This window comes from Photobacterium sp. (assembly GCF_057456235.1).
The window spans coordinates 58,488-84,972 of the sequence record NZ_JBVCPH010000009.1; the positions used below are offsets into that span (position 1 = coordinate 58,488).

Annotated in this window: 17 protein-coding genes and 2 pseudogenes; 7 read left to right on the forward strand and 12 right to left on the reverse strand. The window is 43.6% G+C overall.

Annotation, left to right across the window (positions count from 1 at the left end; all coding sequences use genetic code 11):
• Nucleotides 1–100: 100 nt before the first annotated feature.
• From AC2204_RS11995 to AC2204_RS12035, 9 genes and pseudogenes are all read right to left on the reverse strand, one after another.
• Nucleotides 101–433, reverse strand: a complete 333-nt coding sequence (locus tag AC2204_RS11995) for a hypothetical protein (protein ID WP_318925755.1) — start codon at nt 431–433, stop codon at nt 101–103.
• A 199-nt stretch (nt 434–632) separates the two neighbouring features.
• Nucleotides 633–875 (reverse strand): S8 family serine peptidase, encoded by a 243-nt coding sequence (locus AC2204_RS12000; protein WP_318925756.1) that lies wholly within the window; start codon nt 873–875, stop codon nt 633–635.
• 89 nt (nt 876–964) lie between these two features.
• Nucleotides 965–1,834 (reverse strand): annotated as a pseudogene (locus AC2204_RS12005) (IS5 family transposase).
• A gap of 458 nt (nt 1,835–2,292) precedes the next feature.
• Nucleotides 2,293–3,087: an ankyrin repeat domain-containing protein gene (locus AC2204_RS12010; RefSeq protein WP_318925758.1), complete on the reverse strand. Its 795-nt coding sequence runs from the start codon at nt 3,085–3,087 to the stop codon at nt 2,293–2,295.
• 10 nt (nt 3,088–3,097) lie between these two features.
• The gene (locus tag AC2204_RS12015) at nt 3,098–10,342 is read right to left on the reverse strand and encodes a Tle-like phospholipase domain-containing protein (protein ID WP_318925760.1); all 7,245 of its coding nucleotides are present in this window, start codon (nt 10,340–10,342) and stop codon (nt 3,098–3,100) included.
• Nucleotides 10,343–10,345: 3 nt separating this feature from the next.
• A complete protein-coding gene (locus AC2204_RS12020; protein WP_318925761.1) occupies nt 10,346–10,714 on the reverse strand; it encodes a hypothetical protein in 369 nt (122 codons plus the stop codon).
• A 295-nt stretch (nt 10,715–11,009) separates the two neighbouring features.
• Nucleotides 11,010–11,339 (reverse strand): hypothetical protein, encoded by a 330-nt coding sequence (locus tag AC2204_RS12025; RefSeq protein ID WP_318925763.1) that lies wholly within the window; start codon nt 11,337–11,339, stop codon nt 11,010–11,012.
• Nucleotides 11,340–11,552: 213 nt separating this feature from the next.
• A complete protein-coding gene (locus AC2204_RS12030; RefSeq protein ID WP_318925764.1) occupies nt 11,553–11,888 on the reverse strand; it encodes a hypothetical protein in 336 nt (111 codons plus the stop codon).
• A gap of 302 nt (nt 11,889–12,190) precedes the next feature.
• Nucleotides 12,191–12,526 (reverse strand): hypothetical protein, encoded by a 336-nt coding sequence (locus AC2204_RS12035; protein WP_318925765.1) that lies wholly within the window; start codon nt 12,524–12,526, stop codon nt 12,191–12,193.
• 936 nt (nt 12,527–13,462) lie between these two features.
• Here AC2204_RS12035 and AC2204_RS12040 point away from each other — a divergent pair.
• Nucleotides 13,463–13,740, forward strand: a pseudogene (locus tag AC2204_RS12040) (transposase); the annotation flags it as partial.
• 52 nt (nt 13,741–13,792) lie between these two features.
• Here the strand turns inward: AC2204_RS12040 and lpxL are convergent.
• The 3 genes from lpxL to AC2204_RS12055 all read right to left on the reverse strand — a co-directional run bounded on the left by lpxL (nt 13,793) and on the right by AC2204_RS12055 (nt 16,413).
• Nucleotides 13,793–14,725 (reverse strand): LpxL/LpxP family Kdo(2)-lipid IV(A) lauroyl/palmitoleoyl acyltransferase, encoded by a 933-nt coding sequence (gene lpxL, locus AC2204_RS12045; protein ID WP_318925767.1) that lies wholly within the window; start codon nt 14,723–14,725, stop codon nt 13,793–13,795.
• A gap of 503 nt (nt 14,726–15,228) precedes the next feature.
• Nucleotides 15,229–15,435: a DUF3283 family protein gene (locus AC2204_RS12050; RefSeq protein ID WP_318925768.1), complete on the reverse strand. Its 207-nt coding sequence runs from the start codon at nt 15,433–15,435 to the stop codon at nt 15,229–15,231.
• A gap of 195 nt (nt 15,436–15,630) precedes the next feature.
• Nucleotides 15,631–16,413 (reverse strand): hypothetical protein, encoded by a 783-nt coding sequence (locus AC2204_RS12055; RefSeq protein WP_318925771.1) that lies wholly within the window; start codon nt 16,411–16,413, stop codon nt 15,631–15,633.
• A gap of 662 nt (nt 16,414–17,075) precedes the next feature.
• On the opposite strand from AC2204_RS12055, the gene AC2204_RS12060 reads away from it, so the two are divergent.
• The 6 genes from AC2204_RS12060 to tkt all read left to right on the forward strand — a co-directional run bounded on the left by AC2204_RS12060 (nt 17,076) and on the right by tkt (nt 26,403).
• Nucleotides 17,076–17,246 (forward strand): XapX domain-containing protein, encoded by a 171-nt coding sequence (locus AC2204_RS12060; protein WP_318925772.1) that lies wholly within the window; start codon nt 17,076–17,078, stop codon nt 17,244–17,246.
• A 41-nt stretch (nt 17,247–17,287) separates the two neighbouring features.
• Nucleotides 17,288–17,998, forward strand: coding sequence for a purine-nucleoside phosphorylase (gene deoD, locus AC2204_RS12065; RefSeq protein WP_318925774.1), 711 nt, complete (start codon nt 17,288–17,290; stop codon nt 17,996–17,998).
• A gap of 434 nt (nt 17,999–18,432) precedes the next feature.
• Entirely contained in the window at nt 18,433–19,923 is a 1,491-nt protein-coding gene (locus tag AC2204_RS12070) for a transposase (RefSeq protein ID WP_413466695.1), read from the forward strand.
• A gap of 242 nt (nt 19,924–20,165) precedes the next feature.
• The gene (locus tag AC2204_RS12075) at nt 20,166–23,045 is read left to right on the forward strand and encodes an ATP-binding protein (protein WP_318925775.1); all 2,880 of its coding nucleotides are present in this window, start codon (nt 20,166–20,168) and stop codon (nt 23,043–23,045) included.
• A 333-nt stretch (nt 23,046–23,378) separates the two neighbouring features.
• A complete protein-coding gene (gene tal / locus AC2204_RS12080) occupies nt 23,379–24,329 on the forward strand; it encodes a transaldolase (RefSeq protein WP_318925777.1) in 951 nt (316 codons plus the stop codon).
• A gap of 79 nt (nt 24,330–24,408) precedes the next feature.
• Entirely contained in the window at nt 24,409–26,403 is a 1,995-nt protein-coding gene (tkt, locus tag AC2204_RS12085) for a transketolase (RefSeq protein WP_318925778.1), read from the forward strand.
• Nucleotides 26,404–26,485: the final 82 nt, after the last annotated feature.

Genomic DNA, 26,485 nt, shown 5'->3' on the forward strand with positions numbered 1-26,485 from the left:
TAATGAAAGACAGTGTTGACGCCTTTTAAATGCGCCTGTCCTTGTTATTTAATTGGCGGATATTAACAAGTCAAGAATTATAAGCTTCAAATTTCCATCGTTAATTCAACACACTGAAGTAATCGAATGTTGGATAAATATTCTGGTGTAAATAGCATTTATCACTAATTGCTAATGACACCTTCTTTCCTGCAAAATAAGCTGCTGTAATTAGAGATAATGAAGCCTTACCATTTGCATCATTTGCATCATTAAATCGAACAGAGTTATTTTGGCATTCTACAGGCCCGACGGCTGGCCCCTTAATTGTAACATAGCATGTATTATCAACTTTATGACACCCTATGGTTTCTATTTCTCTTACACCTGATGGTGTACTGGCCGTGGCAAATGCTGATGTGATTAATAGCACAATAGAGATATATTTTTTCATTATTTTTTCTTCTTAAAATTTCATCAATAAATTAGTAAAAGTTAGCTGGGAAGGTACATCCTATCATCGCATTTTAAAATCGATATTATATATTTAAGGCAGCAGTGACTTCAACCACCCTAGATATATCATTACTTATATACCTTCTGGTTACACTATATTTCACCTCCTATACGTCATAATCATTAAAGGAACATAATTAATTAAATAATATATTATTAATCACTGGTATTAACCATGGGAACTCATAGGGTTCTGGTTTTATAAAACCAGTATATAGCAGCCGATTAGGTGACCCACTCCCTACTTCAGTTAGTCTGTTTTTAGTAGAAGAATCAATCAAAACCTGTTTAATAGCACATGCTGACGTATTAGGGTATTTTTCCAAATATAGAGCTGCAGCACGTACTACATGATGCGCTGCCATCGAAGTTCCTTGCAAGTAATGGTATTACTCCGCGATTCTGTGTGGAATATGGTTTTGTTGCCTAAATCAAAAAATCAGATAGCTCTCTGCAATTAATTAAAACGTTAGCAGGCTGCCTGTGTAACCGACATACCCAGCATCGTTAACTTATTCATTGCTCGAATTGCAGCATACACTGATCCACTTATGCATTATAATCTTGTAATGTTAGTGAGGAATTAATCAACGTTTTTAAACGGAACATCGCCGTTTCTGACAATGACCGTCTATGATATCCAATCACTTTTTCCCAATGCTCGTTACTACCGTGAATATCCTGATTGGCGACACCACGATTACGAGGATATCCATGCTCCCAGTTAAATGCGATGCTTTTTTCTTAGCTATCGCTTCATAACATCGACGATGTATCGTAGCACCATCACCTGATATTGCTCTGATTTTTCGTTGAGTCTGTTGTTGTAATTGAGGAAGTACTTATCCATCAGTGACATTTGATAGCGACAATTCAGCAGCAATAATTTGCTGTGAATCCGCATCAACGGCGAGGTGCAGTTTACGCCAAACACGGCGCTTTTCCTTCCATGCTTTTTCATTTTCCATTCACCTTCACCTTCACCTTCACCTTCACCTTCACCTTCACCAAAAACTTTCAGGCCAGTGGAATCAATAGCAAGATAACGAATTTCACCACGAATAGGCATTTTGATACTGATGTTGACGATCTTCGCTCGTTTACTAATGAATGTATGACCAGGAGAGCGGAGTGTCAGCTTAAAGATACTCTTAAGCATCAGTGCAGTTGTAATCGCAGTATCTGAGTACTGATACCTTCGCCCACGTCGCTCTCTATGTTGAGTACAAAGCCAAGAAGCTATTGCTTCTTCATCAATCCAAAAAGTAATCGAACCACGATTAATAAGCGCTTGGTTGTACTGCTTCCAATTAGAGGTTAGGTATTTAACTTTGGCCATTATGCTTACTCATTCGGTTATGAGTAAGATCTGATCCGTCAGTTTGTAAATGGTTCAAAATGATTTAGGCAACAAAGCCATGTAGCGACCAACTTCAATCAAAAAGTGATAGTGATTGGTCATTAAACAGTAGCTATGCACTACCCAAATAAATAGGCTGGCGCGCATTACCGCGGGAAGTCACATGATACAACGCCCCCGCATACTCAATACGTAATGCTCTGCTCATGAACTTCCCTCCAGAAAAAATGGCCTAAGTGAAACTCAGTCCATCATTGGCAAAAGACAAGACCTGACCCCATTTACTCTGTTCACAGAGAGAATCGCTGGGTACTGGGCTCTCAACTAAGTTACTGAACAGAGCCATCCCTTAACCTGAGTTCAACCAAGATAAAGACATTAAGCTGTTAAATCAATAGGTCAGAATCAATGACTCTGCCCCCTTTGATTACCTTTAATTAATTCACCCTACCCATATCAATCTTTATCCACTCTATAGATTTATTTAACCATAAATTTGGTTTTGCAAGGTTTGATGCCTCATTAACCATAACTTCTAAAATAGTTTCATTAATCACTTCATGTTTTATATTATAATCCGAGCCTAATTGTAATAACTGATAAACCATCTCCCAATTTGTACTATAAAATGCACTAAAAATAGGTGTTGAGCCTTTAAACCCTGCCGGTCCAGTTCGATTTATAAAGTTCAAATTGGCTTTAAAATCGCTCAATATCTTTACTGCCTCATAGTTATTAACGTATATTGCATCAAAAATTGGAGTTTCACCTGTGTCTGGTGACACTAAATTTGGATTCCCACCATTTTTTAGTAATGTTTCAAGAAACCAACTATCCGAGAGCTCAGCAGAACGGTGAATAACAGAACCTCCACTTGAGAATACAACATTAGGATCTGCACCTTTACTTAGAAGGTGTGCAAATCCTTTTTTATTATTTAATGCCCAAAATAAAACTGTCGCATCAGCTGTCCCTTTTTGGTTAACGTTAACTCCTGATGAAATTATTCCATCAATTTCGTCAGTATTTCCACGAGCAGCGGCTTCAGCAAGAACTCTTAACTTCTTATCTGAAAACATCTTATCTACATTCAGAAAATACACATTGTTATTTCTGTTCTTTTGATTAAATTGAGTCTCAGCTTTATCAAGATCATTTGCAGTTGTAAAACTTGATGCAGAAGCTACATAAAAAATAAATACCGTTAAAAACACACAATTAACAAATCGCAAGCTATATCCCTCAACATGAAATTGATACGCTACCACAAACACCACTCATAACATGAATTCCAGCAGAGCCAAGAGAAACCGTTTCTCCCCTTGTACTAGCAGGAGTTATTGCATTAAGTCCCTGTATAACATCAAAAGTACTATTATAATTCGTAACACTCCAGCCTAACCTTTCATAACCAGCTATCGTATTTTCGTGCACTCCCGCAGCATTAAATACTCGAGCACCAGCTCCTGTCACCATAGCAGATGCAGTAGCTAAGCCGCCACCGAGTGAATGGCCTGTGAAAGTAATATTACCACTGGCCATCCTATATTGCTGTTTTGCTATAGAAATAGCTTGCCTGTATTGTGCTGTAGAGAGTCCAAATGCTTGCAATCCATCTGTAGCTAAATCTCCCATGTCTTGAACCTGCGTCCCTGCAAAAGCTACTATAGTATGACCCATAGCGTTCATAAACACCCCATATTGAAGCCCTGATCTTAAAGCGGTTACTGAACCTGTATAACCATCGACACCAGTATAGTTTACATCATAAACACCAGCAGAAAGCTTCATATATGTCGACGTGATATGCTTGATTTGTTGAAAGCCGACATAAGATAAACCAACTGTATAGCGACTCATACTACGCCAATTCGAATAATCTAATTCATCCTCAGATAATTGATATCCTGTAAGCCACCCAAACAAATTATTTGCTAAGATTGTAAAATCTTTTACAAAACTGCCTTCAATTAATGTACGTCCATCATTTCGACTACGCCCATTTCGAGCTCGATTATCACCTCTCCTTGTGTCTTTCTCACCTCCCAAATCAACACTCGTTCTTCCTAAACCATCTCCAGCCCCTGCTCCTTCTACATGTACAAACCCTGTCGGATCTGTAAACTTCAGCGGGTTGTTTGTCACATAACTATACCGATTAAAGCTATTGGTCATATACGGCGACTGAATAATCGGATCGGCGCTAAGGAACCTTCCTAGATCTTGATCATAAACCCGGCCGTTCATGTGAATAAGGCCGACTTCTTTCAGGTGCTCATGCCCAGTGTAACCACGGTTGGTCAGGGTAAACTGCTGCAAGCTGCTCGCATTATTTTTGTCACGCCACAGAAGCTTACGCTGCTTGCCCCACGGGTCGAAGCTGCGGCGCTCTACGATCAGGCCGTAGCCGTCGGTGATTAAATCGACCGATTCCAGCGCATCATAATGCAGGTAGCGGATCTGACGGTCTTTGATTTTTTTGGCACTGTCGTGCTGCTCGATATTGAGCGCTATCAGCTTGCCGTCGGCATAAATAAACTGCTTATGCTCAATTTCGCCGCTGTTGATATCTTTTACCTGCTCATAGAGCTTGTCGAAGTACAGGGTCTCCTTGCCAGAGCTGTCTTTGCGGTAATAACGGCTATGGTTGGCGTCATAGGCAAACTCTACCGTATGGCCGTTTCGGGTGATCTTGGTCGGTTTATTAAAGCTGCTCCATTCCAGCGAGCGTTCAACCACCTTCTTCGTTGTCCCCGTTTCTCCTTTCAGCAGGTTACCGACTTTATCATAGGTAAAGGTAATACCGTTGGCTTTGGAAACCATATGCGGGCCGGGGCCGGTGTATTCGTAGCTACCGATATCGGTTTTGCTTTTCAGGTTACCCAGCGCGTCGTAGTCATAATCGAACCGGCGATTAAAGTCCGGGTTGTTCTGGCCATGACGGTTAGCCCGATCGAGCATTGGAACGGATGCTGCTAGTCTATCCAGCGCATCGTATTCAAAGCTTTCACTGATCCCTAATTCCAGATCATCACGCCGTGTGACGTTGTTGTGCGCATCGTAGTTATATCGCAAGTAACGGATGTTCTGGCCGGCCTTCATGTTCAGGTGGTTACGCTGGCTGACCACAGAGCTGGCGAGATGAGTCGCGATGGCATTAGGCCGTCCCGTTTGCTGATTATGGATATAGCTGTTAACCAGCCCGTTGCCAAGCGTTTCAGCCAGGGTATGATCATAGGCATCGGTACTTTGACGCTGCCAGTAGTAGACATAACGCTGATCGCCAGCAGCCTTACCCAATTCTGTTTGCGTCAGTACGGTTTGCAGGTGATCGACCTGGCTTACCTGCTGACCATTGGCGCAGCTATTACGCTGTGTCAGGTTATCTCCCGCCAACCGGTTGGCATCATCACAGTAAAGCCCGGCAAGATCACCCACCTGCTCGGCCAGCGAGGTGAGCTGATCAGCCAGCTGGTAGTAATACTGATAGCGGGTTGCTGCAATCTGTGCTGCCAGCGTCAGGTCTTCTGAGGTATAGATAAGCGCCTGTTGGGTGGTGCTGTCTACCGATGCGGTATATACATCATCCCTGTTGATTAAGTCCAGGGTACCGTTTCGGTCATAATCTCTCAGCAGCCATTCTTCGCCCTTGGTAAAACCACGGCTGTTAAATTCCTGAGCACTGACTTTGTGCACGGTAGAATCAAACACCATGCGGCCGGGAGCCGCTCCTGTGTGATGGCTTGAAATCTTGAAGTATTGTTTTAAGTCAATATCTAAAGGTATGGTCACATCATCATGCAACAGCACCCAGGTTGCCGCCTGCAGATAACACTCACCATTCGCCGCGCAGTATTTTTTGTAACGGTTGGCATCTTTCAGTAACTGAATCGACTGACTATCGAGATTATGCAGGTCGAGTTCTCGGCTTGCGTAATCTCCGGCCTTTTGCTCAAAGAAAGATTCCTTAACCGCATACTCTTCAGCCTTGTTCAAATAAGACTGGGCCTGTGCCAGCGCGTCATCGATCAGTTTTTGGATATCATCCCTAAAGCTCGGGCTGTTCAGTACATTATCTGCAAAGTCTTTCGGACTGCGTACGGCAGCATGATAACCGTATGGGTTATAGAGATGTTCAAGCTTCAGGCCGTTCGGGCGAACTTCGCTGGCAACCCTTTCCAGCCCGTCGTAGGTGTATCGTGTCGCCAGTCTTTGCCCTTTGGCTGTAATAACAATCTCATCAACCTGGCCCTTACTATTGTAACGGAAGTCACGCTTGTTGCCGTTGCCAGCAAAATAAGACAGCAAACCCTCGACCTTGGTGTCATAAACCCAGGTTGAGGTCTGGTTACTCTGCTTCTCTGCAATCTTACGGCCCAAGTTGTCGTAGTTAATACGGGTAGTAACACCGTTGGCATCTGTCTTTTCCGTCAGCTCGCCAAAGACGTTGTAGTCGTAGCTCCATCCCCCCATATTTGGGTCGTCAAGGTAGGTTCTGTAACCGAGGTTGTCATAGCGAATACGAATGATATTTCCGGCAGAATCTTTGGTTTCCTTCAGCTTGCCGTCTGGGTAGTTAATGTAGGTTTGCGACGCTCCCATTGGCTCTGTCGTTGCCGTAATGTGACCCAGTACGTTGTAGGTGATGGTTTTCTTTTCGCCTTTGGCATCAAACAATGTTGTGGTCAGGCCGTTGTAACGGGTAACAAACGTTGCAGCCTTACCCGTTGCGGCAGGCTCGGTTTTTGATATTTCACGATCCCGTTCATCGTAGGAAAAAGTTACGGTTGGCACCGGGTTTACCCGGGTGTCAGGGCGTTTGAAGCTCGGACGCGTGACGGCAACTTTACGGCCATCACTGTCCCACTGGCTATCGCGGTATACCCAACGGCCGTCAAAAGCCTGATGCATCGCGCGGATTTCCCGCCCGGCATAATCGTAGTGATTAACGGTTTGGTAAACACCTCCGGCACCGTTAGCCGTTTTTGTGATCACACAGCTAACTGTTTTACTTGTACTTTCAGGGCAGGCGCTGCCTAGTCGGTAAACATAAGCCGTATTGTCTTTGCTACCCGGAGGGTTCTCATTAAGCACGCGGCCAAAACCGTCATAGTTCAATAAGGTGGTTCGTCCCTTAACCGGACTGACGATTTCTTTCACCAGGCCGAAACGCGCATCGTAACTGTTGTAACGGGTCTGATGTCCTTTTGCGTTGGTGGTATATAAAGGGAACAAGTCTGCGGCGTCGTACTGAGTGGTAGTAGTACGGGCAGCGACCCCAGTACCGGATACCTGCTCTGTGAGAAGATTACCGTAACGGTCATAGGTATATGATGTGGAAATCTGCTTACTGGTGTTGCCGTAGGTAGTGTCACCCTGCTCATATTGCTCGGGCTTAACAACCTGCGAATCAATCAAACCGTTCGACGTGTAGCCGAAAGTAGTGACAGTGACACGATTAAACCCTTTACTGTTGTCCTTAATTTTCTGGGTTGTTTTGAAAGGTGCACTCACCTTCCAGTAGTTATCGCCAGATTCAGTGATTAACTGAGTAACCGTTTTGCTGACACTGGTCAAATCAAGTTTACCGTCACCATTGTGGTCCATCACCACATAGTTACCACACGAAGTGCTATTGGCTGATTTAAACACCGCTTCAGTAACCGGAACAAAATCGGCTTTGGTTATGACCGACACACCGTTGGAATTGGTGGTGCTGTGAATAACGAGTTTGTAATATTCGTTATAGCGTTTGGTGATCAACGGAATGCTGATATCACCGTGGATCAGCACAAACTGATCCGTTGGCTTGATGTATTTAGTCCCATTGGATGAACACATCAACTGGAAGCTATCGTACTTGTTCAGCACCGAGGCACTGACTGAACCGGTAACATCAATAACGGTGCTGGTTTTGTTAGTACCTGTACTTAAATATTCACTGACAGAGTTTGTAGTAAAATCACCGGCACCCGCTATTCCACTGGTTATCTTTTCTTCCTTGGTTAATACATTACCAAAGGCATCATAGGTTAGCGATGTGACAGTTTTCTTTTCAATACGATTCTTATCATCGTATAAAATCTCTGTTTTACCATCCAGGAACAGCGAGTAATATTTCGCCCCTACGCCGCTGAATTGTTTTTTGCTGTATCGATAGTTTTTCTTTACATACAGCTTTTTATTTCGGTAAGTGAGTCGCTCGCTGACTTTTCCTGCCAGCAACGGATCGACTTGCTCAAATGTCGTTACGGTCTTCTCGGTATTTGTGCCGGAACGGGTACGGTCAATTCTTTCAAAGCCAAGAAAACCCTCTCCCTTCCAGTGTGATTTTGCACCATAATATTCAAACTCGGTTTTCACTTCCGAGTAGCCTTGCGGCTTGGCAACATACTTAGATACAACGTATTTGGTCGGCGTTGAGTTGGCGATGGGGTAATCGTAGTATTTCTTCTGCTGGTGTACATCGCTAGTTAGTGGCGCGTAGGTAATATCATAGCTTAAGCCATGCTCATAGATTGTTTTGATTTTATCCTGCGCAAAAGCCTTGGACCGTTTAATGTCGCCCTCAGACAGATTATCAGGCCAGCCATCTGAGTTTACATCTATAATTTCCACACTTGTCGTTTTATTACCAAGTAAAGAGTAGACGCTATCAATACTACTGTTAAATACTCCGCCCTTGTTGATATAGACTTTGTTGTAATAGACGATATCATTAAATCCGTCGCTATTAGTATCAACGATTTCAACGCCAAAAGGTTTAAAAGAATAATGATAACGAGTGCACGTAGACGAACCACTATTACCAGCACCGCATGTGGTTGATTGAGTTGTTATCTTTTCATTATAATCAACATTAAAATCTGAAATATTTGCTACGAATGAATGGCCGTTAAAATAATAGACCTTAAGTTTACCTTGTTTATTAGCAGGTCTAGAAAAACCCGAATATGATTTATTATTACTACCAGTCAATAAGTCTTGATAACCGTCATTGTTAAAATCTGCAACCTTTAATAGTTGGTATTCTCCCTTATAAACATTTTGAACCACCCTTCCACTTTTATAATAATCAAGTCTGCCATTAGCAATTTTCAGATATTCATTTGTTTGACCATCACCATTAATATCAATGTAACTGCAATTGTCACATAGTGGCTCAAGGGTATATTTACCATCACCGTTTTTATCGGTTGGATATTTGTCTTTTTTCGCCCAACCATATCCATTCACATTTGCGGTATAAAACTCAGAATAACGACCATTACCATTCGGGTACGCTAAAAACGATGCTGATGCGGAGCCCGAACAAAAGGCCCGAAATATAGGCTTATCATTAGCATGCCAGTCTGCAATAGCGAAATCGTGGCAGTCTGCACCCTTTGCGTTGCTATAGACATGATTCCAGCCACTTGCTTTAGTTTTGTAATCACTATTTTGTACAACTGATTTTTTATCTTTTCTCAGCGTGAATATTTCCAGATTGCCGTCACGTTCGAGATCGTAGAATTTGGCATTTTTAATACTCTGATCGAAAATCTTTTTATTAGCTGAAAAACTTGGGCTTGCTTGTGACTGCCAAGCAAATTTTACCGGTTTACTGCATACGCCATTGGCACATTGTTGTATATGTTTTAGCAAGGTTCGGCTGGTACCAGTTGAATAGTAGTATGCTAGCTTGTAACTAGCAACCTCATCACCCTTTGCTGTGTTGCTGACGATAGACTTAATACGGTGATTTTTATTGATCTTACTACCAGCAAGGTAGCTAAACTGAGTGTCATTTCTATTTTCATAGTTAAATTTAACGGTACCACCAGAATACGTTATTAGATCAATTCTGTGGGATCCATTATTTGAGTCTTCTATATAACCAAAGTTAATCGTATTTTTTCTGGTTATGTCGAATATCTTATTAAGCGACCACTTATAAACATCTTTTTTTCCCGGCAGCGCCGCACGTGAATCACCGCTTACTCCATATTCATACACCTGGCCATCTTTTGACCAGGCTTTAAAGTATTGAGGGCCGCTGCCTTGCCTGCCAAATGAAACAATCTTGCGGTAGTCATTGGTACGAGTACGATATTCCGTCGCATTTTCACCAGGTTTGCCTGTAATCGCAATAAGACGTTTGCCATCGATGCAATATTGATCATTGCTATCAAGGTTTACTCCGCCCCAATTACCATCAATTGCTAAATTTTTTCCGCAACGATAAATGGATGACAAACCGTGCAGCTGCCACCCTACTCCGAGGATCCCATTAGGATTATCACTTGAATAAGCCAGTTGCAGCGATGGTGCATGGCCAGCTCGCCCCGGAGCTACCTGGATCGGCAGCTGGTAATCAACCTGACCACCATTTACATCAAATTGGCCTTTCAGATAAGTAGTAGATGCACTGACTGAAACGGGTAGAAAGACTGCTAAGGATAAAATTGATAATATACATCTTAAGTATTTTTTCTTTATTACTTCCACTGTTTAACTCCCCACCTTTCCATCTCGTTTAATCGTCTCGATACGCTCTCTGAGTTGATCAATCTTTACTTTCACTCCGGCTTTTGCTGAAGTTTCTTCATCTGGCTTCAGAAGGTCGTCTGGAAAAAATTCTTCGCCTTCATGAACAGGCGGTTGATAAGATTTCACCAATACCTGTTGTAACTGTTTAACTGGCGCTGGGTACTCATAGTTATCACTGATTTTTTCTTGCGGAACTTGCGCTTGTTCAGTGGTTTCTGTTATTTCTTTACTCGCTTTTTTATTTGTTGAATCTTTGTGCCAAAGCAAGTAATTCGATAATGTGATAATTAATACTGCTATGGCAGCATAAATAATGTATTTATATTTCATTAGCCAATTCCGTTTATTTTTTATTTTCAGTTCATTTCTACTTGGTATATAAGAAAGATAAGTGCAACAATTAAATGAAGACGTAATTACACCCAAGTTTATGTCACTAATTTATGGGTTGTTATTGCAACGCTGAACGATGTGCTGAGTTAAATCTGGTAAGTTTAAATGTGGAAGCAGAAATATACGCACCTGATTCTACAGTTTGACGTCAAAAAAGATAATGACAGTAAGTCGTCAAATCAATAGGACAGAATCAATGATTCTGCCCCCTTTTATTGCCTTTGATTAGTTGTTATTTATTACTGCTGATATGCTTAATTCTTGAAATCCCTTGAACACACCCATCTAAATGAAGGTTAAGCGGTTGCGATGAGATATGAGCAGATAGAATAAGTGAATATATTTCCTTGAAATAAGGATGTTTATCATCGAGTATATAGTAATCGGCACGACCACACCCACCCAAATCAGACATGCCCTCTTGTTTAACTAAGACACCTATATGGCCTTCATACCATAGGATGGTTTTAATTTTACCGCTACTTCCCCCTGACGCAGCCATTGCTACGTTAAAGAATGATGTAATAACACATAAGAAACAAACTATTAAAACACTTTTCATTTTACTACCTATTATAATTTAAGAAGTCAGTAACACCAGCGACAGGCTAATTAATTATTAATTTGTGCGAGAAGGTTCATTATCAAACTGAACATTGGCGAAAAGGCACTTTTAATTTCTAATTTTATGAGATATAAATTAATCCGAACCTAAAAGACATTCTTTAGACAAACCTAAATCAAATAATGATTCTTCGTTTTCTTACCCAATAAATTAGTCGATTGAACCAATGTAAACAGGAGCTGGAGAACTTCCATATGTATTTAACGTTGAGCACGAACCAGTGCCATCATAGTAGAAAATCGCTTTTTTATTATTATTCTGAACATTTTGAAGCATACTTGTCCACATCGCACATGTAACTGTATCTACTCCCTTCCAACCATCATTCAAATTACATATATTTGTGTAATCATTTCTTCCATTATGAAGAATGTTGATTGAACCATCCTTATAAACGAGCACTCGATTCACATCTACTGTACAGTTGAATGCCGCATATGAATGAGTCGACATTAATAAACTCAAAACAACAAATAATTTTCTCATAAATCCTCCAAAGTTAACTAGTATATTTACAGTGCATAGAGTGGAGCATTACTCACCCTCTTAACAGATAAATGCATCAGAGCTATTGTCATCATTTCAGGCCAATAAATTCAATATCTCCTACTATGAACAGATCATAATCCACATCATTCTGTACGATTTTCTGACGTTTTTCCTGCCCTATATCGACCTGGTCAGCGGCACTAATCGCCAACACCCACGAGGAAAATGTGCGAATTTTTTACGACACTTTGAAAAATACGCGCGTCGTTTTTTGAATCGGTTGATTGACATTGTTATATTTAGAGCCAGATATGTGTGATTAATGGACGGGCTCCAATGCAAGACAAGGCCAATTTTACTGGTTTGTCTGCCATTCGAGCAGAAAGAGCAACAGACAGGATCCCACGTCCTTTCTCAGTTGTTAGATCTACAGTGTTGTAAGGCGATTTACATTCCGCAGGTATAAATCTGTCTGGCACTCCCTCATCAATTATTATAAGTGCCTTGCCACTAGTTTCGATACCTTCAACCACGATGCCTGAAATTTTTTTGGCCGTTGGCATCCAGTGACCAGGTTGTGCTGTCACGTGAAAAGAACAGAATGCAAACAATATAAAATAGTACTTTTTTAACACATTCACTCTCTAGATATAAATATACGAGTCATAAGTGACACGAATTTGCACCGCAATTCAATTATAAAAAACCGTCAGAAAAAGCTAAGTACCGAACAGTTGACAACTTTGTATTGCCATCAGTAGCTATAAAACATGCTGTAATTACCAAAATACAATGCTACCGCCGAACAGAATAAGTATCTGCCGTATTATCCGGCCATAATACGACATTGGTTGTACATGATTTTAAGATTTTTTATTTTTGTTATTAATTTTGGAAACACCTGACTTTTTTTTGAAATATTAACTGAAATTTCAACTTGTTTCGTTTTTCGCTTATTATAATAAACGACTTTATCATGACACCTATATATTACTATAAATCATTAATGACACAGATAGATCTCACATATCGAATTTTACTCAATTGCACTTGCCCTACAGAAATTCAGCATTGTCATATCATTTTTTTGATATGACCCGCAAAATTGAATTGATAACTCTAAGTTAATTCATTGATATTTATTCCGGTGAAGAACAACACCACCAAGGACGGACAGAAAGATTATGCCGAAAAAATCGCCGTTATCTGCTTCAGCGGTGGTTTTTACCACACTGCGCGCTGTTTAATACATCGGTTGTGGTGCTTATATTCATTTCAATGTGATCTGCAGGAGGCGTTGATTTTTCTCTCCAGCGATCAGCGACAAAACCAAATGGATAACATATTGCTATCAACCACACCATTCGTTAAAAAAACAGCACGCCTATTGATTTATTGTGCGTTCCGTTTCATTTCCTTTGTTCATTAAGCAACTGAAATGACAAATAAATTACATCCCGTCAAAAGCAGTATATTGATTTAATGTGATTTTGGCTTTGTTACCTAAATCATTTTGAACGATTTACAAACTGACGGATCAGATCTTACTCATAACCGAATGAGTAAGTATAATGGCCAAAGTTAAATACAGAACCTCTAATTGGAAGCAGTACAATCAAACGCTTGTTAATCGTGGTTCGATTACTTTTTGGATTGATGAAGAAGCAATAGCCTCTTGGCTTTGTACTCAACATAGAGAGCGACGTGAGCGAAGGTATCAGTACTCAGATACTGCGATACAACTGCACTGATGCTTAAGAGTATCTTTAAGCTGACACTCCGCTCATCTGAAGGCTTTCTTAACTCTATATTTTTACTGATGAAGTTACCCCTTCGCTCTCCTGGTTTTCGCCCCGCTTAAAGCGAGAAATAATCCTATTTATATACAAATAATTTATCGCTCAATCATATAAAGAAGGCTCACCTTCCGGACGGGTTTTAAAGCGCCGATGTAACCACATATATTGTTCAGGAGCCTGCATAATCGACCGTTCAACCGCTTTATTAATATAAGCCGCGGCGGCATCAGAGTCATTGTGCGGAAAAGCATCTAACGGCGGAAAGATCTTCAATGTATATTGACCCGAATCGGTATTACGCACCATCGAAAATGGCACGGCAGCACAACCTGAGGCATCGACGAGCAGACTGGTTCCTGTTGTTGTACAGGCTTTTTCTACGGCAAATAAAGGGGCAAATGTCGAATTGCGACGACGACCATAATCATGATCCGGCGCATACCAGACCAGTTCACCGGTGCGCAGTGCCCGCAGCATACCTCTAACGTCTTTACGATCAATCATTGCAGAGTTGGAGCGTATACGTCCTTTATACTGGAAGTAGTCAAAACATGGGTTATTGTTAGGTCGATAGACGCCAACACCCGGTGTTTTCATCCCGAAGGCACGGGCACCCAACTCAAGGTTCATTGAGTGAATTGCAATTAGCAGCACCCCTTTACCTTCGTCTTGCAGCTTTTTAATGTGTTGGATACCTTCAATGTCGACATGACGTTCAACACGGAGATCCGGCCAGAACCACGCCATTCCGGTCTCGAACAACGCCAGACCGGTATTATCAATATTCTTTTTAATCAGTACCTCACGATCTTGCTCTGACATCTCAGGAAAACACAACGCCAGATTACGCCTGATCGTGTTTCGTCTTTTCTTCATGAACCGAATCGCTAGCCGGCCAATGCCTTGCCCCATACGAAACTGAATAAAATATGGCAGCCAACTAATAAGATACATTACCGCAACCAGCACCAAGGTTGGCCAGTAGCGCGGGTGTAAAAACGATTTAGTAAACGCCGGGGGGGTAAATTTACTCATAGTATGAAAAATTAATTCCTTACTCGTTATTATTAAAAAATGAGTGGCTTAAACCAACATTCAAATCTTCGTCATTATACGAACTGAGTGATTTTATATTCTACAGCTGAATCAAAGCTGAAGCTATATATGGTAGGGGAGTATAAGTGCAGAGAAAAATTGAGAGATAATGCCCGGTTAACACAAGCCGTTAATCCGGGCTCTATACCCCAGTTAGGGTAAAGACGCTATATCCAGACGTCACCGTCATCGTAAGATCATATTCCAGCCTGGTTTCGACCGTGATCTGAGTGCCGACGCCAGTAAGTTGCCGGACGCCTTTTTCCGTATCCCAGAGGCCCCTGAATCAACATACTGATAGCCGCGCAGAGCCGACTCATCGCAACCAGCAATGATCATTTCGTGTGCGGTTGCTGATCAATGACTGCCCCCAGCGCCCAAGATAATATCTTCCGGGCCATTTTTCATTGATTGACATTAATAACAAATATCTGGCGCGGGTATTACTTGACACCCATTTTAGTTTTATATTTGCTGACCGCCTGATTGAAAAAATCACGATCATCATCGTCTGCAATATTATTACTCTGTTCAATAAACGCCTCATACCCCGCCTTGGCGTTTTTAACTTTCCATACGGTATAAGCGGCTTGCTTATCAAGTTCTATGCGGTTTTTTTCAGCTTGAGATAACAGTGTCAGGTTATACATAACCTACCTCGACAACGAGAACAATGGCGTAAATCTTATAAGATTTTACGACTAAGACCAACGAGAATATCCCCAAAGTTACCTCAAGAGGCAGAATTCAGAGTGATACCAGCCAGCTCACTTCAGGGGAAAGGTACGAAGGAATGACGGCGCCTTTCGAGTACCTTTGAGTAACTAAATCAGCCGCTACAATTGCTAAAATCCTAACTGAATTTTAAAAATAATAAAGAACGCGACTACAATCCCCATAATCAGCATTACACTTACTACCGGGCTCAAGGTTGATACACTGGGATGTTTCACCGCATCCAACAGTTTAGGTTCGTTATCGTCATCCTCATCGGTCAACTTCGCTAAATCTTTAACATGCCCCATCACTGTATCAATCGCTTCTTCCGCAGAATCGATGACCTGAGCCTCAAACCAACGCTCAGAATCAACCAATTGCCCCGCGTCCACATTCTGTGTAAGACCAAAATGGCCGGATCGGCTATCAATGACAGTCACCACCAACTGCTGCTCTTTTCCACATAACACCCAGCATGGAAGGTAATCTCCGTTTAACTTAACTTTGCTCGGATACGGATAAGCATTGTCACTCACCGCATACTGAAGATCAGCGTTGCTGATCGTGAGCGAATGTACCACCTGCAGGCAACTTTCCAGCCAGTAGGCGAAATTTTTGCGGTATGCCGTCTGACGCAGCGGTGCCATTCGCGCCGCACCACGGATAATGTAGTCAACCAGTACGCCATTAACCGGCTGCTTGTCGGGCCACTTCTCAACTTGATCGGCCGAAATTTTAAACCGATGAAATACCGTGGCATCCTCGGCGACAAAATTGACATCCAAACAACCTTTCAAGTTTTGTTCCGGCAATACATCCCGGTATTCGATCCGCCAAGAGGGGGACAGCTTGCGCAGAACTTCCGAATAGACCTGCTCAACCACCGCCAGGTAGTGTTCATAGTTAGTCATGATGTACTCACCCTGTCGCCCAGAATTTTGATCCAATTCCGACTGTGATTAATATTTAGACTGTTTTTTACTTATACGCCCATTCTGTGACTTTTTTCGTGCGCAACCTTTGATTATTCCAGCTAACCGGATACAAGCTTCTGCCGTTTACTGACGGAAACCTCTCTTTTTTCAGATACGGAAAACTCAACGTTCTATCCCGTTTATGTGTATTGCAAAAATGAAATCCATTACAAGATCACGCTTTTGTGAACATCATTTCATACTGTTTACATCGCACAAACATCAACATAAAACCCTATACTTTCAACAACTAAAGTAAGTCGACCATTGTTTGGATTACTTTTCAATCAAAGCCCGATAACTCCCGGGCAAACGATTCCCATCACATTTTCAACATATTTGGTAATCAACACGTTTTTTTTTCTTATTTAGAAACTAAAATGTGATCATGATCGCTAGATGAAGGCCGCCAATTCCATAAACTTCTTCACATCGAACGGCAATAACACAAAGGCACCTTATCTATTTTTGTCTGAAGCGCGAGTGACTTGTGAAGAGTAATTGATTTACAACACACTGTACTTCCAAAAAAGACAGAAAGAGCAAGCCGAAATCAAGCCGTCACACATTGAATATGCAAGACAATCGAGGGTAAACACATGAACGAAATTCTGCTGGCTATTTTTGCAGGCTTAATTGTTGGCTTATTTTTTAGTGCGATTAAGCTGCCACTGCCTGCGCCACCAGTATTACCCGGCATAATGGGCATCGTGGGTGTTTACCTTGGCGGTATGGCATACCAAACAATTGTTGAGCGTTTTTTCTCTTAAATACTTAAACCCTTTTAATAACAAATTCCTAGGAGTGAGCCATGGCTACCCCACATATCAATGCTGAACTTGGTGATTTTGCTGAAACAGTCCTAATGCCAGGTGACCCGTTACGCGCAAAGTTTATTGCTGAAAACTTCCTGGAAGATGTAAAGCAAGTGTGTGACGTACGCAGCATGCTTGGTTTCACCGGTACTTACAAAGGTAAGCGTGTTTCTGTTATGGGCCACGGTATGGGCATCCCTTCATGCTCTATCTATGTACATGAGCTGATCAAAGATTTCGGTGTTAAAAATGTTATCCGTGTTGGTAGCTGTGGCACCGTAAGTGATGACGTGAAACTGATGGATGTCATCATCGGTATGGGTGCATCTACCGATTCTAAAGTTAATCGTATCCGTTTCAACGATCATGATTTCGCAGCGATTGCTGATTTCCACCTGCTGGAAACTGCAGTGGGCCAGGCGCGTGCGCAAAAAGTGCCGGTTCGTGTCGGTAACGTGTTCTCTGCAGATCTATTCTACAGTCCTGAAACTGACTTGTTCGAAAAAATGGAAAAGCTTGGCATTCTGGGTATCGATATGGAAGCTGCTGGTATCTACGGTGTGGCTGCTGAGCTTGGTGCCAAGGCACTGACTATCCTGACCGTATCGGACCACATCACCCGAGGTGAGAAGCTAAGTTCAGAAGACCGGCAGAAGTCTTTCAACGAGATGATGAACGTCGCACTGGAAACCGCGATCAGCATCTAATTCCGTTGAAGTAAAAAAGTATTTAGCGGTCAGGGTTTTCCCCGATTCTCTGGCCGCTACCTCTGTCTCAGACAGAGTTAAGACCTATGCCATTATTCTAGTTGATATCATAGTTATTATGTCATCAGTTCTAATGGTATAGCTCTTAACGGCAACGTTTTTAACGTTACGTAATGAGTAATGTAGAAAAAGGGAATATTAGTGTCCACAGGGAGGCTGTTCTTGAACATAATCGCAGCTCAACATTTTGTAATATGTGGCGTCTTGCATAATTTGAATTGAGAAAAACATTGTCATATATTGATGCTTTTTTCAGGCGATCTATGTGAAATATCAGCTGACTTGTGGGCGGCTAATGCTGTACTGAATAAGAGGGTTACCTTTTATTCAGTCCCCTTCTCCTGGCTTATGCACAAGGATTAGGTAAGGCAACCATGATGAAAAAACTTCACCCAGTATCCTCTGCAACCCTGTTGCCACCCGCTTACGGGCATTTGCAGTTTAATCACTGTAAAACTGTCAGCTGCCGCAATTTTGGTTCAATGGATGAACACGACTACGTTGTGCAACACTCTAATCCGAACAGACCAACAATGATCTGCCGTGAATGTGGAGCGTTTCCCCCGGTTATCAATAACCACGATGTCGTAGCTGAAGTTTCTCGCCTTAAACTCGCACAAAGCAGTGGCCTTCCTGCTTGTACTAATCCTGACTGCAGAAATCTCGGCCTGCCGGTACTGACCCACCGCCATCTTTATCATGCTTTTGGCTACAGCGGCGATCGCCAGCGATACCGTTGCAAATGCTGCCAGGCCACTTTTGTCGACCGCTGGTCAGGCTTTAATGGCAAGCATATGGTGCAGCAAAAACTATTAGCCATGTTATTTACTGGCTACTCGGTACGTGACATTTGCCGTCGCCTGGGAATGAACCCGAAAACCTTTTACGATCAGCTATCGCACATTGCCAGCCGCTGCCGCCGTCAGTTGTCGATGTTTGATGCCCGCTTATTTAAACATGCGCAGGCGTTATCGCTCGCGTCAGATTTAAAGCCATTGCAGCCTAACAGTGACAACGGTGTTTTATGGATTGCCACCGGTGAAGCCACATCAGGTTATATCGTTGGCCAGCATGTTAATTACCACTCCGCCGATGTCGATAACCCCAGCAAAGATCACGACCCTTTCCAGAACAATACCCGTTTTATGGCTGCACCCAACGCGCAATTGGTTGAGGTACCGTTGCCAGCGCCACAAGGTATTCTGGCTCGCGTTGATGCAACTTACCGTAAGGTACTGGCCCGTCCTAATATGGAAGATCCGCTCAGTCACCTGCCGCGTATTAACTATCCGGCCAAGGGGTGCTTAGTGCGCCCACAGTACACGGTTTACGCACACTATCTGCATTTGTCACAAATGCTTGAATATAACGAGTCTCTGTCACTGTTTATGCCTCAGGAAACGTTATTGCGTTCGGCATGTATCTCTGTTTTCCTTAACCGTATTAAAGATAAAAGTATTCATCCGCTTTATGTCATCGAAGATAAAGGCTGGCAACATGGTCAGGCTGCGGGGCGTATTGATATTGTTTTGATGAGCTGGTGGCGTGATCGTTGGGCCTTCACCCGCCATGATGATATCGGCAAAGGTATCTGTCATATAGGCGGTGAGAAAGACAATGAAAAGAAGTGGCTGGAAATCGCGTCTCATCGGGCTATCAGTGAATACCAAACCCGCTTCCACGACCAGTTTTCACAACTAGTTGATGAACCCCGTCGTAAATTGCGCCCCGCAGGGCTATTACCTCTGCTGGATATTTACCGTGCATGGCATAACTTGTGCCGCCAGGATCGGTCGGGCCTGACACCAGCACAGCAAGTCGGGTTAACCGCTGCACCGCTTACCTTAGAGCAGCTATTGAGCTAATCAGGAACATGTTCTGTCAGCAATACCCACCCCACCTTATAATGAGGGCACAAGCGAATCGGGTGCTTGCCCTCATCATGACCTTCATCAAGCAACGTATTTCAGTCCACCAAAACTTTGTCGCTGAGATCAACTTTCTTTACTATTGCAAAGTCTCGGATTGATATTATTGTTATATTTGTTTTTAAGATGTAAAAGAAATAGCGGGCTTTTCGCGACCAACAAGGATGTTAGGGATGGTAATGCGATTATTCCCAAATAAAATCAAACCCATTTTACTGGCCAGTATGCTTTCAGTAGGGATTATTCCTGCGTTTCTCTATAGCTGGATAAGCAGCGATAAATGGTCGACGGTGGCACTTGAACAAATATCCCTGGGTATCTACCACCGTACAGAAATTGCAGCGCAAAACATTGATGATATTTTTGCCAAACGCCTGCTGAGCCTGAAAACACTGGCTAACTCCCCCGTTTTTGAATTAGACCCATCGACCACCCTTGGCGCATCAGCTAATGACAAAAGTTTTATCAGCCATTATCTGGCCGAGCTGAGCGCCGTTGATCAAGCCTTTAATACGATTCACCTGGTTGAAAAACAGGGCAGTCAATTTAAGATCACTGAATCATCCCGTACCGATCAACCAACTCATCTGACAAACGAACTCAAAAAATTTGGCTTAAATGACTTCGCCGACATTATAGGCAAGATAGACTCAACGCCGGATAAGACGTATATCGCAGTGCCAAAAAATGCCACCTCAGTCCCCTGCCTGCTGTTTATCACCGAAATCAGCAACAACTATTCATCTCATTCCCGCCCCACTAAAACACGCTTCTTATTAGTCGAATACCGTCTGAGTGAGATTAATGAACGACTGAACTACTTAGCCGAGCATATTAGTAATGCCGACTATATCTTCCTGATAAATCAGCAAGGTAACGCCATATTATCAGGCAAGTACCAAGGGCGGGACCTGCAGGCTTTCAATGATTTCAAACAGAACTATGATCAAGGGAAATTTCAGACCCACAGTGAACAGGGAGGAGTGACTCACTACACTAACCGCTATAGTGATGAACTCATTACCACCATTTCCAAATTGGACACCCTTGATAATAACCACCAACCCCTGTGGTCGTTAGTCACCATAACGCCGCAGCATACTGCAACGAAAGTAATCGATGACCTGCATCGCTACTTTTTACTGGCGCTATTTTTTACCGCCTGTATGGTGATTGTATTATCGATTACTCTAACCAAGCGTATCACGGTGCCATTAGCTAAACTGTCGCGCTTTGCGGCCCAGTTTAAACTGGGGAGCTATTTCCGTAATGAAACATTTACCGGCCCTCATGAGTTTCAGGTACTTCATGCAGCCTTGAATCAGGGGGCGGATAAAATATCTTCCGATACCCAGCGTCTGAACCAGGCACTGCACAAGGCCGAAGATGCAGACAGAGCCAAGTCCGCCTTTCTGGCTAACTTATCCCATGAAATCCGTACTCCGATGAATGGCATGCTGGGGCTTTCCCAGCTATTGCTGAAAACCGATCTGACAACAGAGCAAAAACATCATTTGTACATATTGCTTGATTCGGGCAAACACATGATGTCGCTGCTGAATGATATTCTGGATTTCTCTAAAATCGAACAAGGCCAGCTAAAGCTTGATAAAACGCACTTTTGTTTTACTGATTTGCTCGGCACAATCGAAAGCGCTTACTACACGCTTGCCAAAGAGAAAGGGATCGGCTTCTACATTGATTGTGACTTTGAACCATCAAGCTGGTTCTATGCTGACAAAGCCCGCATCCGCCAGATATTATTCAATCTCATCAGCAACGCGATTAAATTTACCTTAAAAGGGGAAGTACGTGTCACCCTGAAGCAACAGGCTGGCTCTCAACCCAATGAAAAAGTGCTCACCATCATTATTCAGGATACCGGTATTGGCATCGCACAAGACCGTATTCCAATGATCTTTGAGCCGTTTGTTCAGGCTGAGGTATCAACCTGCCGACGCTTTGGCGGTACAGGTTTAGGCTTAAGTATTGTTAAGCAACTCTCTGATCTAATGGGCGGCGATATTCAGCTTGAGAGCCAGCCCGGAAAAGGTTCAACCTTTACCGTGACCTTAACGGTCAATCCTGGTCACTATGAACAAGAAGAGCAATCTGAAATCGAGTTTGATCAACGTACCTTTATTGATCTCAAAGTGCTCATTGTTGAAGATAATCACCTCAATGTCTTGATCATCGATTCCTTCCTGAGGCAGCACGGTTTTCAAACTCAAGTAGTCGAAAACGGCGAAGAGGCCTTAAGAATACTCGATGCTGAATATTTCGATATCATTCTGATGGACAACCACATGCCGGTCATGGATGGAATTGAAGCTACCAAGCGTATCCGGGCATTGATATCACCGATAAACCAGATCCCGATTTTTGCCTGTACGGCCGATGTATTTGAAGAAGCGCAGAAGAGCATGATAGATGCCGGGGCTGACTGCGTGATCGCAAAGCCTCTGGACGAGCGTAAACTACTTGATGCGCTGCAACGATTTAAAGGCAAAATTACGACCATGGCTGCCCTGCGCAGATCTACGCCTGAATCACTCCCCGAAGTGAATAGCGACATTGCAACATCAGGCTGGGAAAGTCTGACGCCAGAAAGCTTGTCATCTATCAGTATGGCTATCGACGGCCTCAACGATAGCAAGATTGAACAGATTGAAACATCATCACCGGCAAGCGATGTTCAGCTGCACCCCGATCAGTTTCAACAAGTTAACCTCAATGAACTGCTGGAAATGATGGACCACGATCAAGGTCTTGTATTGCAGTTTCTGAGCATGTTTTTCGAAGAGCACTGCAACGATGTCGCAAAGTTTAAGCAAGCACTGAACAAGCAAGACTTTGATGCCGCAACATTGATCAGCCACACCCTAAAAGGGGTATCTGCTAGCATTTGTGCTGTTCAGCTAAGTAAAGCCGCTCAGATAGTCGAAAAACGCGTCAAAGCCAACGAAGTACCGACCGACATCGAAATGACGGCATTAACTTCAGCTTTAGCACTGCTAATCCAGGAAATCCAGCAGCACATTACCGTTACCAGCCAGTAAAGCACAGAGCAAATGATCAACCAAAAGATCATCTGCTCACTTGTGATATATCATATAAAAACAGACCATCGACAAATACAGTAATAGTTTGAGCTTAAAATATATCAAACATCAAAAAATGAGATCTAAACACGATTTAGCATCGCTAACAATTGACAATTTACAGTAAAAAGACAATTATCATCACATCAATTGCTCCCGGCCAACCCATCCGCTCACTCTATGTGTTTATGGTTTGCGCTATTTAAGTTAAGAGCACGTAAATATACTTTTTCTAGCTTCAATTTAAGCTAGCATTGAAACAATGTCCTATCACGTTAAGGGTCGAAAGATATGAGCACAAAACTGGAACAACTGCGCGCGCTAACTACTGTTGTTGCTGACACTGGCGACATCGAAGCAATCAGCAAATATCAGCCTGAAGATGCAACGACCAACCCGTCGTTGATCCTGAAAGCAGCCCAGATTGCTGAATACGCTCCTCTTATCGACGCATCAATTGCTTATGCCAAAGCACAGAGCAATGACAAAGCACAGCAAGTTCAAGATACTTGCGACATGCTTGCCGTTAACATCGGTAAAGAAATTCTGAAAGTCGTACCGGGTCGTATCTCTACAGAAGTTGACGCGCGTCTTTCTTACGACACTGAAGGCAGCATCAAAAAAGCTCGCCAGCTAATTAAAATGTATAACGATGCTGGCATCACTAATGATCGCATTCTGATCAAACTGGCCTCTACCTGGGAAGGCATTCGTGCTGCTGAAGTCCTAGAAAAAGAAGGCATCAACTGTAACCTTACCCTGCTGTTCTCTTTCGCCCAGGCGCGTGCATGTGCAGAAGCTGGCGTATTCCTGATTTCTCCTTTCGTTGGTCGTATCATGGACTGGTACAAAGCGAAAGAAGGCCGTGACTTCGAAGCATCTGAAGATCCAGGCGTAGTATCCGTTACAGGCATCTACAAATACTATAAAGAACATGGCTACAATACAGTCGTAATGGGCGCAAGCTTCCGTAACACTGGCGAAATTCTAGAGCTGGCGGGTTGTGACCGTCTGACTATCAGCCCAGACCTCCTGCAAGCACTAAACGATGCTGAAGGCGAAGTGGTACAGAAACTATCTGCTGACGTTGAGATCAAAGAACGTCCAGCCGCTATGACTCACGCTGAGTTCCTATGGGAACACAACCAAGATCCGATGGCGGTTGAGAAACTGGCTGACGGTATCCGCAACTTCGCGGTTGACCAAGGCAAGCTTGAAGCAATGATTGCTGAGCGCCTGTAAGACTTAATATAATTTCAGAAAGCGGCCTTTAGCCGCTTTCTTACTTTTTTGAATCGATTTAATTTTTGGTGACATAAGTATGGAACGTAAAGTCCTCGCAAACGCAATCCGTGCCCTGAGCATGGACGGTGTACAACAAGCAAATTCTGGCCACCCTGGCGCGCCTATGGGTATGGCTGATATTGCTGAAGTACTGTGGCGCAGCCACATGAACCACAACCCGCAAAACCCAGAGTGGGCAGACCGCGACCGTTTTATCCTATCAAACGGCCATGGTTCAATGCTGATCTACTCTTTGCTTCACCTGACAGGTTACGAGCTGTCTATCGATGATCTGAAAAACTTCCGTCAGCTGCACTCGAAAACACCGGGTCACCCGGAATACGGTTATGCGCCGGGTATCGAAACCACGACAGGCCCGCTAGGCCAAGGTATTACTAACGCGGTAGGTATGGCGATGGCTGAAAAAGCCCTTGCTGCACAGTTCAACCGCGACGGCCACGACATCGTTGATCACTTCACCTACTCGTTCCTAGGTGACGGCTGTATGATGGAAGGGATCTCTCACGAAGCATGTTCACTGGCGGGTACGCTAGGTCTTGGTAAGCTGGTTGCTTTCTGGGATGACAACGGTATCTCTATCGACGGTGAGGTTGAAGGTTGGTTCTCTGACGATACACCTAAGCGTTTCGAAGCATACGGCTGGCACGTAATCCCAGCCGTTGACGGTCACGATGCTGACGCAATCAACGCAGCTATCGAAGCCGCTAAAGCAGAAACAGGTAGACCAACACTTATCTGCTGCAAAACTATCATTGGTTTTGGTTCGCCAAACAAAGCAGGCTCTCACGACTGTCACGGCGCACCACTAGGTGCAGAAGAAATCGCCGCTGCTCGTGAATTCCTTGGCTGGAATCACGGTCCTTTCGAAATCCCGGCAGACGTAGCCGCTGAGTGGAACGCGAAAGAAGCTGGCGCAGCAAAAGAAGCTGCATGGGATGAGAAGTTTGCCGCATACGCAGCTGCACACCCTGAACTGGCAGCAGAATTCAAGCGCCGTACCGCTGGCGACCTTCCTGCACAGTGGGAAGAAAAAGCCAATGCTATCATTGCCGATCTTCAGGCAAACCCGGCAAACATCGCATCACGTAAAGCATCTCAAAACGCACTAGAAGCGTTTGGTGCAATGCTTCCTGAATTCATGGGCGGCTCGGCTGACCTTGCGCCGTCTAACCTGACCATGTGGTCTGGCTCTAAGTCACTAACGGCTGAAGACTTCTCGGGTAACTACATCCACTACGGTGTACGTGAATTCGGTATGACAGCGATCATGAACGGTATTGCCTTGCACGGTGGCTTCGTACCATACGGCGCAACATTCCTGATGTTTATGGAATACGCACGCAACGCAATGCGCATGGCGGCACTGATGAAAGTGCAGAACATCCAGGTTTACACCCACGACTCAATCGGTCTGGGTGAAGATGGTCCGACGCACCAGCCTGTAGAGCAAGTTTCTTCTCTACGTCTGACACCAAACATGAGCACATGGCGTCCATGTGACCAGGTTGAATCGGCAGTTGCTTGGAAATACGCTATCGAGCGCAAAGACGGCCCGACATCACTGATCTTCTCGCGTCAGAACCTTGCACAGCAAGCGCGTACTGAAGCACAAGTTGCTGATATCGCGAAGGGTGGCTACATTCTTAAAGATTGTGAAGGCAAGCCAGAGCTTATCTTTATCGCAACCGGCTCTGAAGTTGAGCTAGCTACAGAAGCATATGCACAGCTAACGGCGGAAGGCCGCAAGGTTCGCGTGGTTTCTATGCCAGCTACAGACCTGTTCGATAAGCAAGATGCCGCTTACCGTGAAGCGGTACTGCCAGCTGACGTAACAGCACGTGTTGCCGTTGAAGCGGGTATTGCTGACTTCTGGTACAAGTACGTTGGTTTCGGCGGCCGTATCATCGGTATGACAACATTCGGTGAGTCTGCTCCTGCAGGCGAGCTATTTAAGATGTTCGGCTTCACGGTTGAAAACGTGGTTAACACTGCAAAAGAATTGCTGAACTAAGCAACTGTTTCACAAAATAATAAGAGAAGAGCACTCTGGCTCTTCTCTTAGCCATTATTGCCAGACTGGGTCATACACAGTT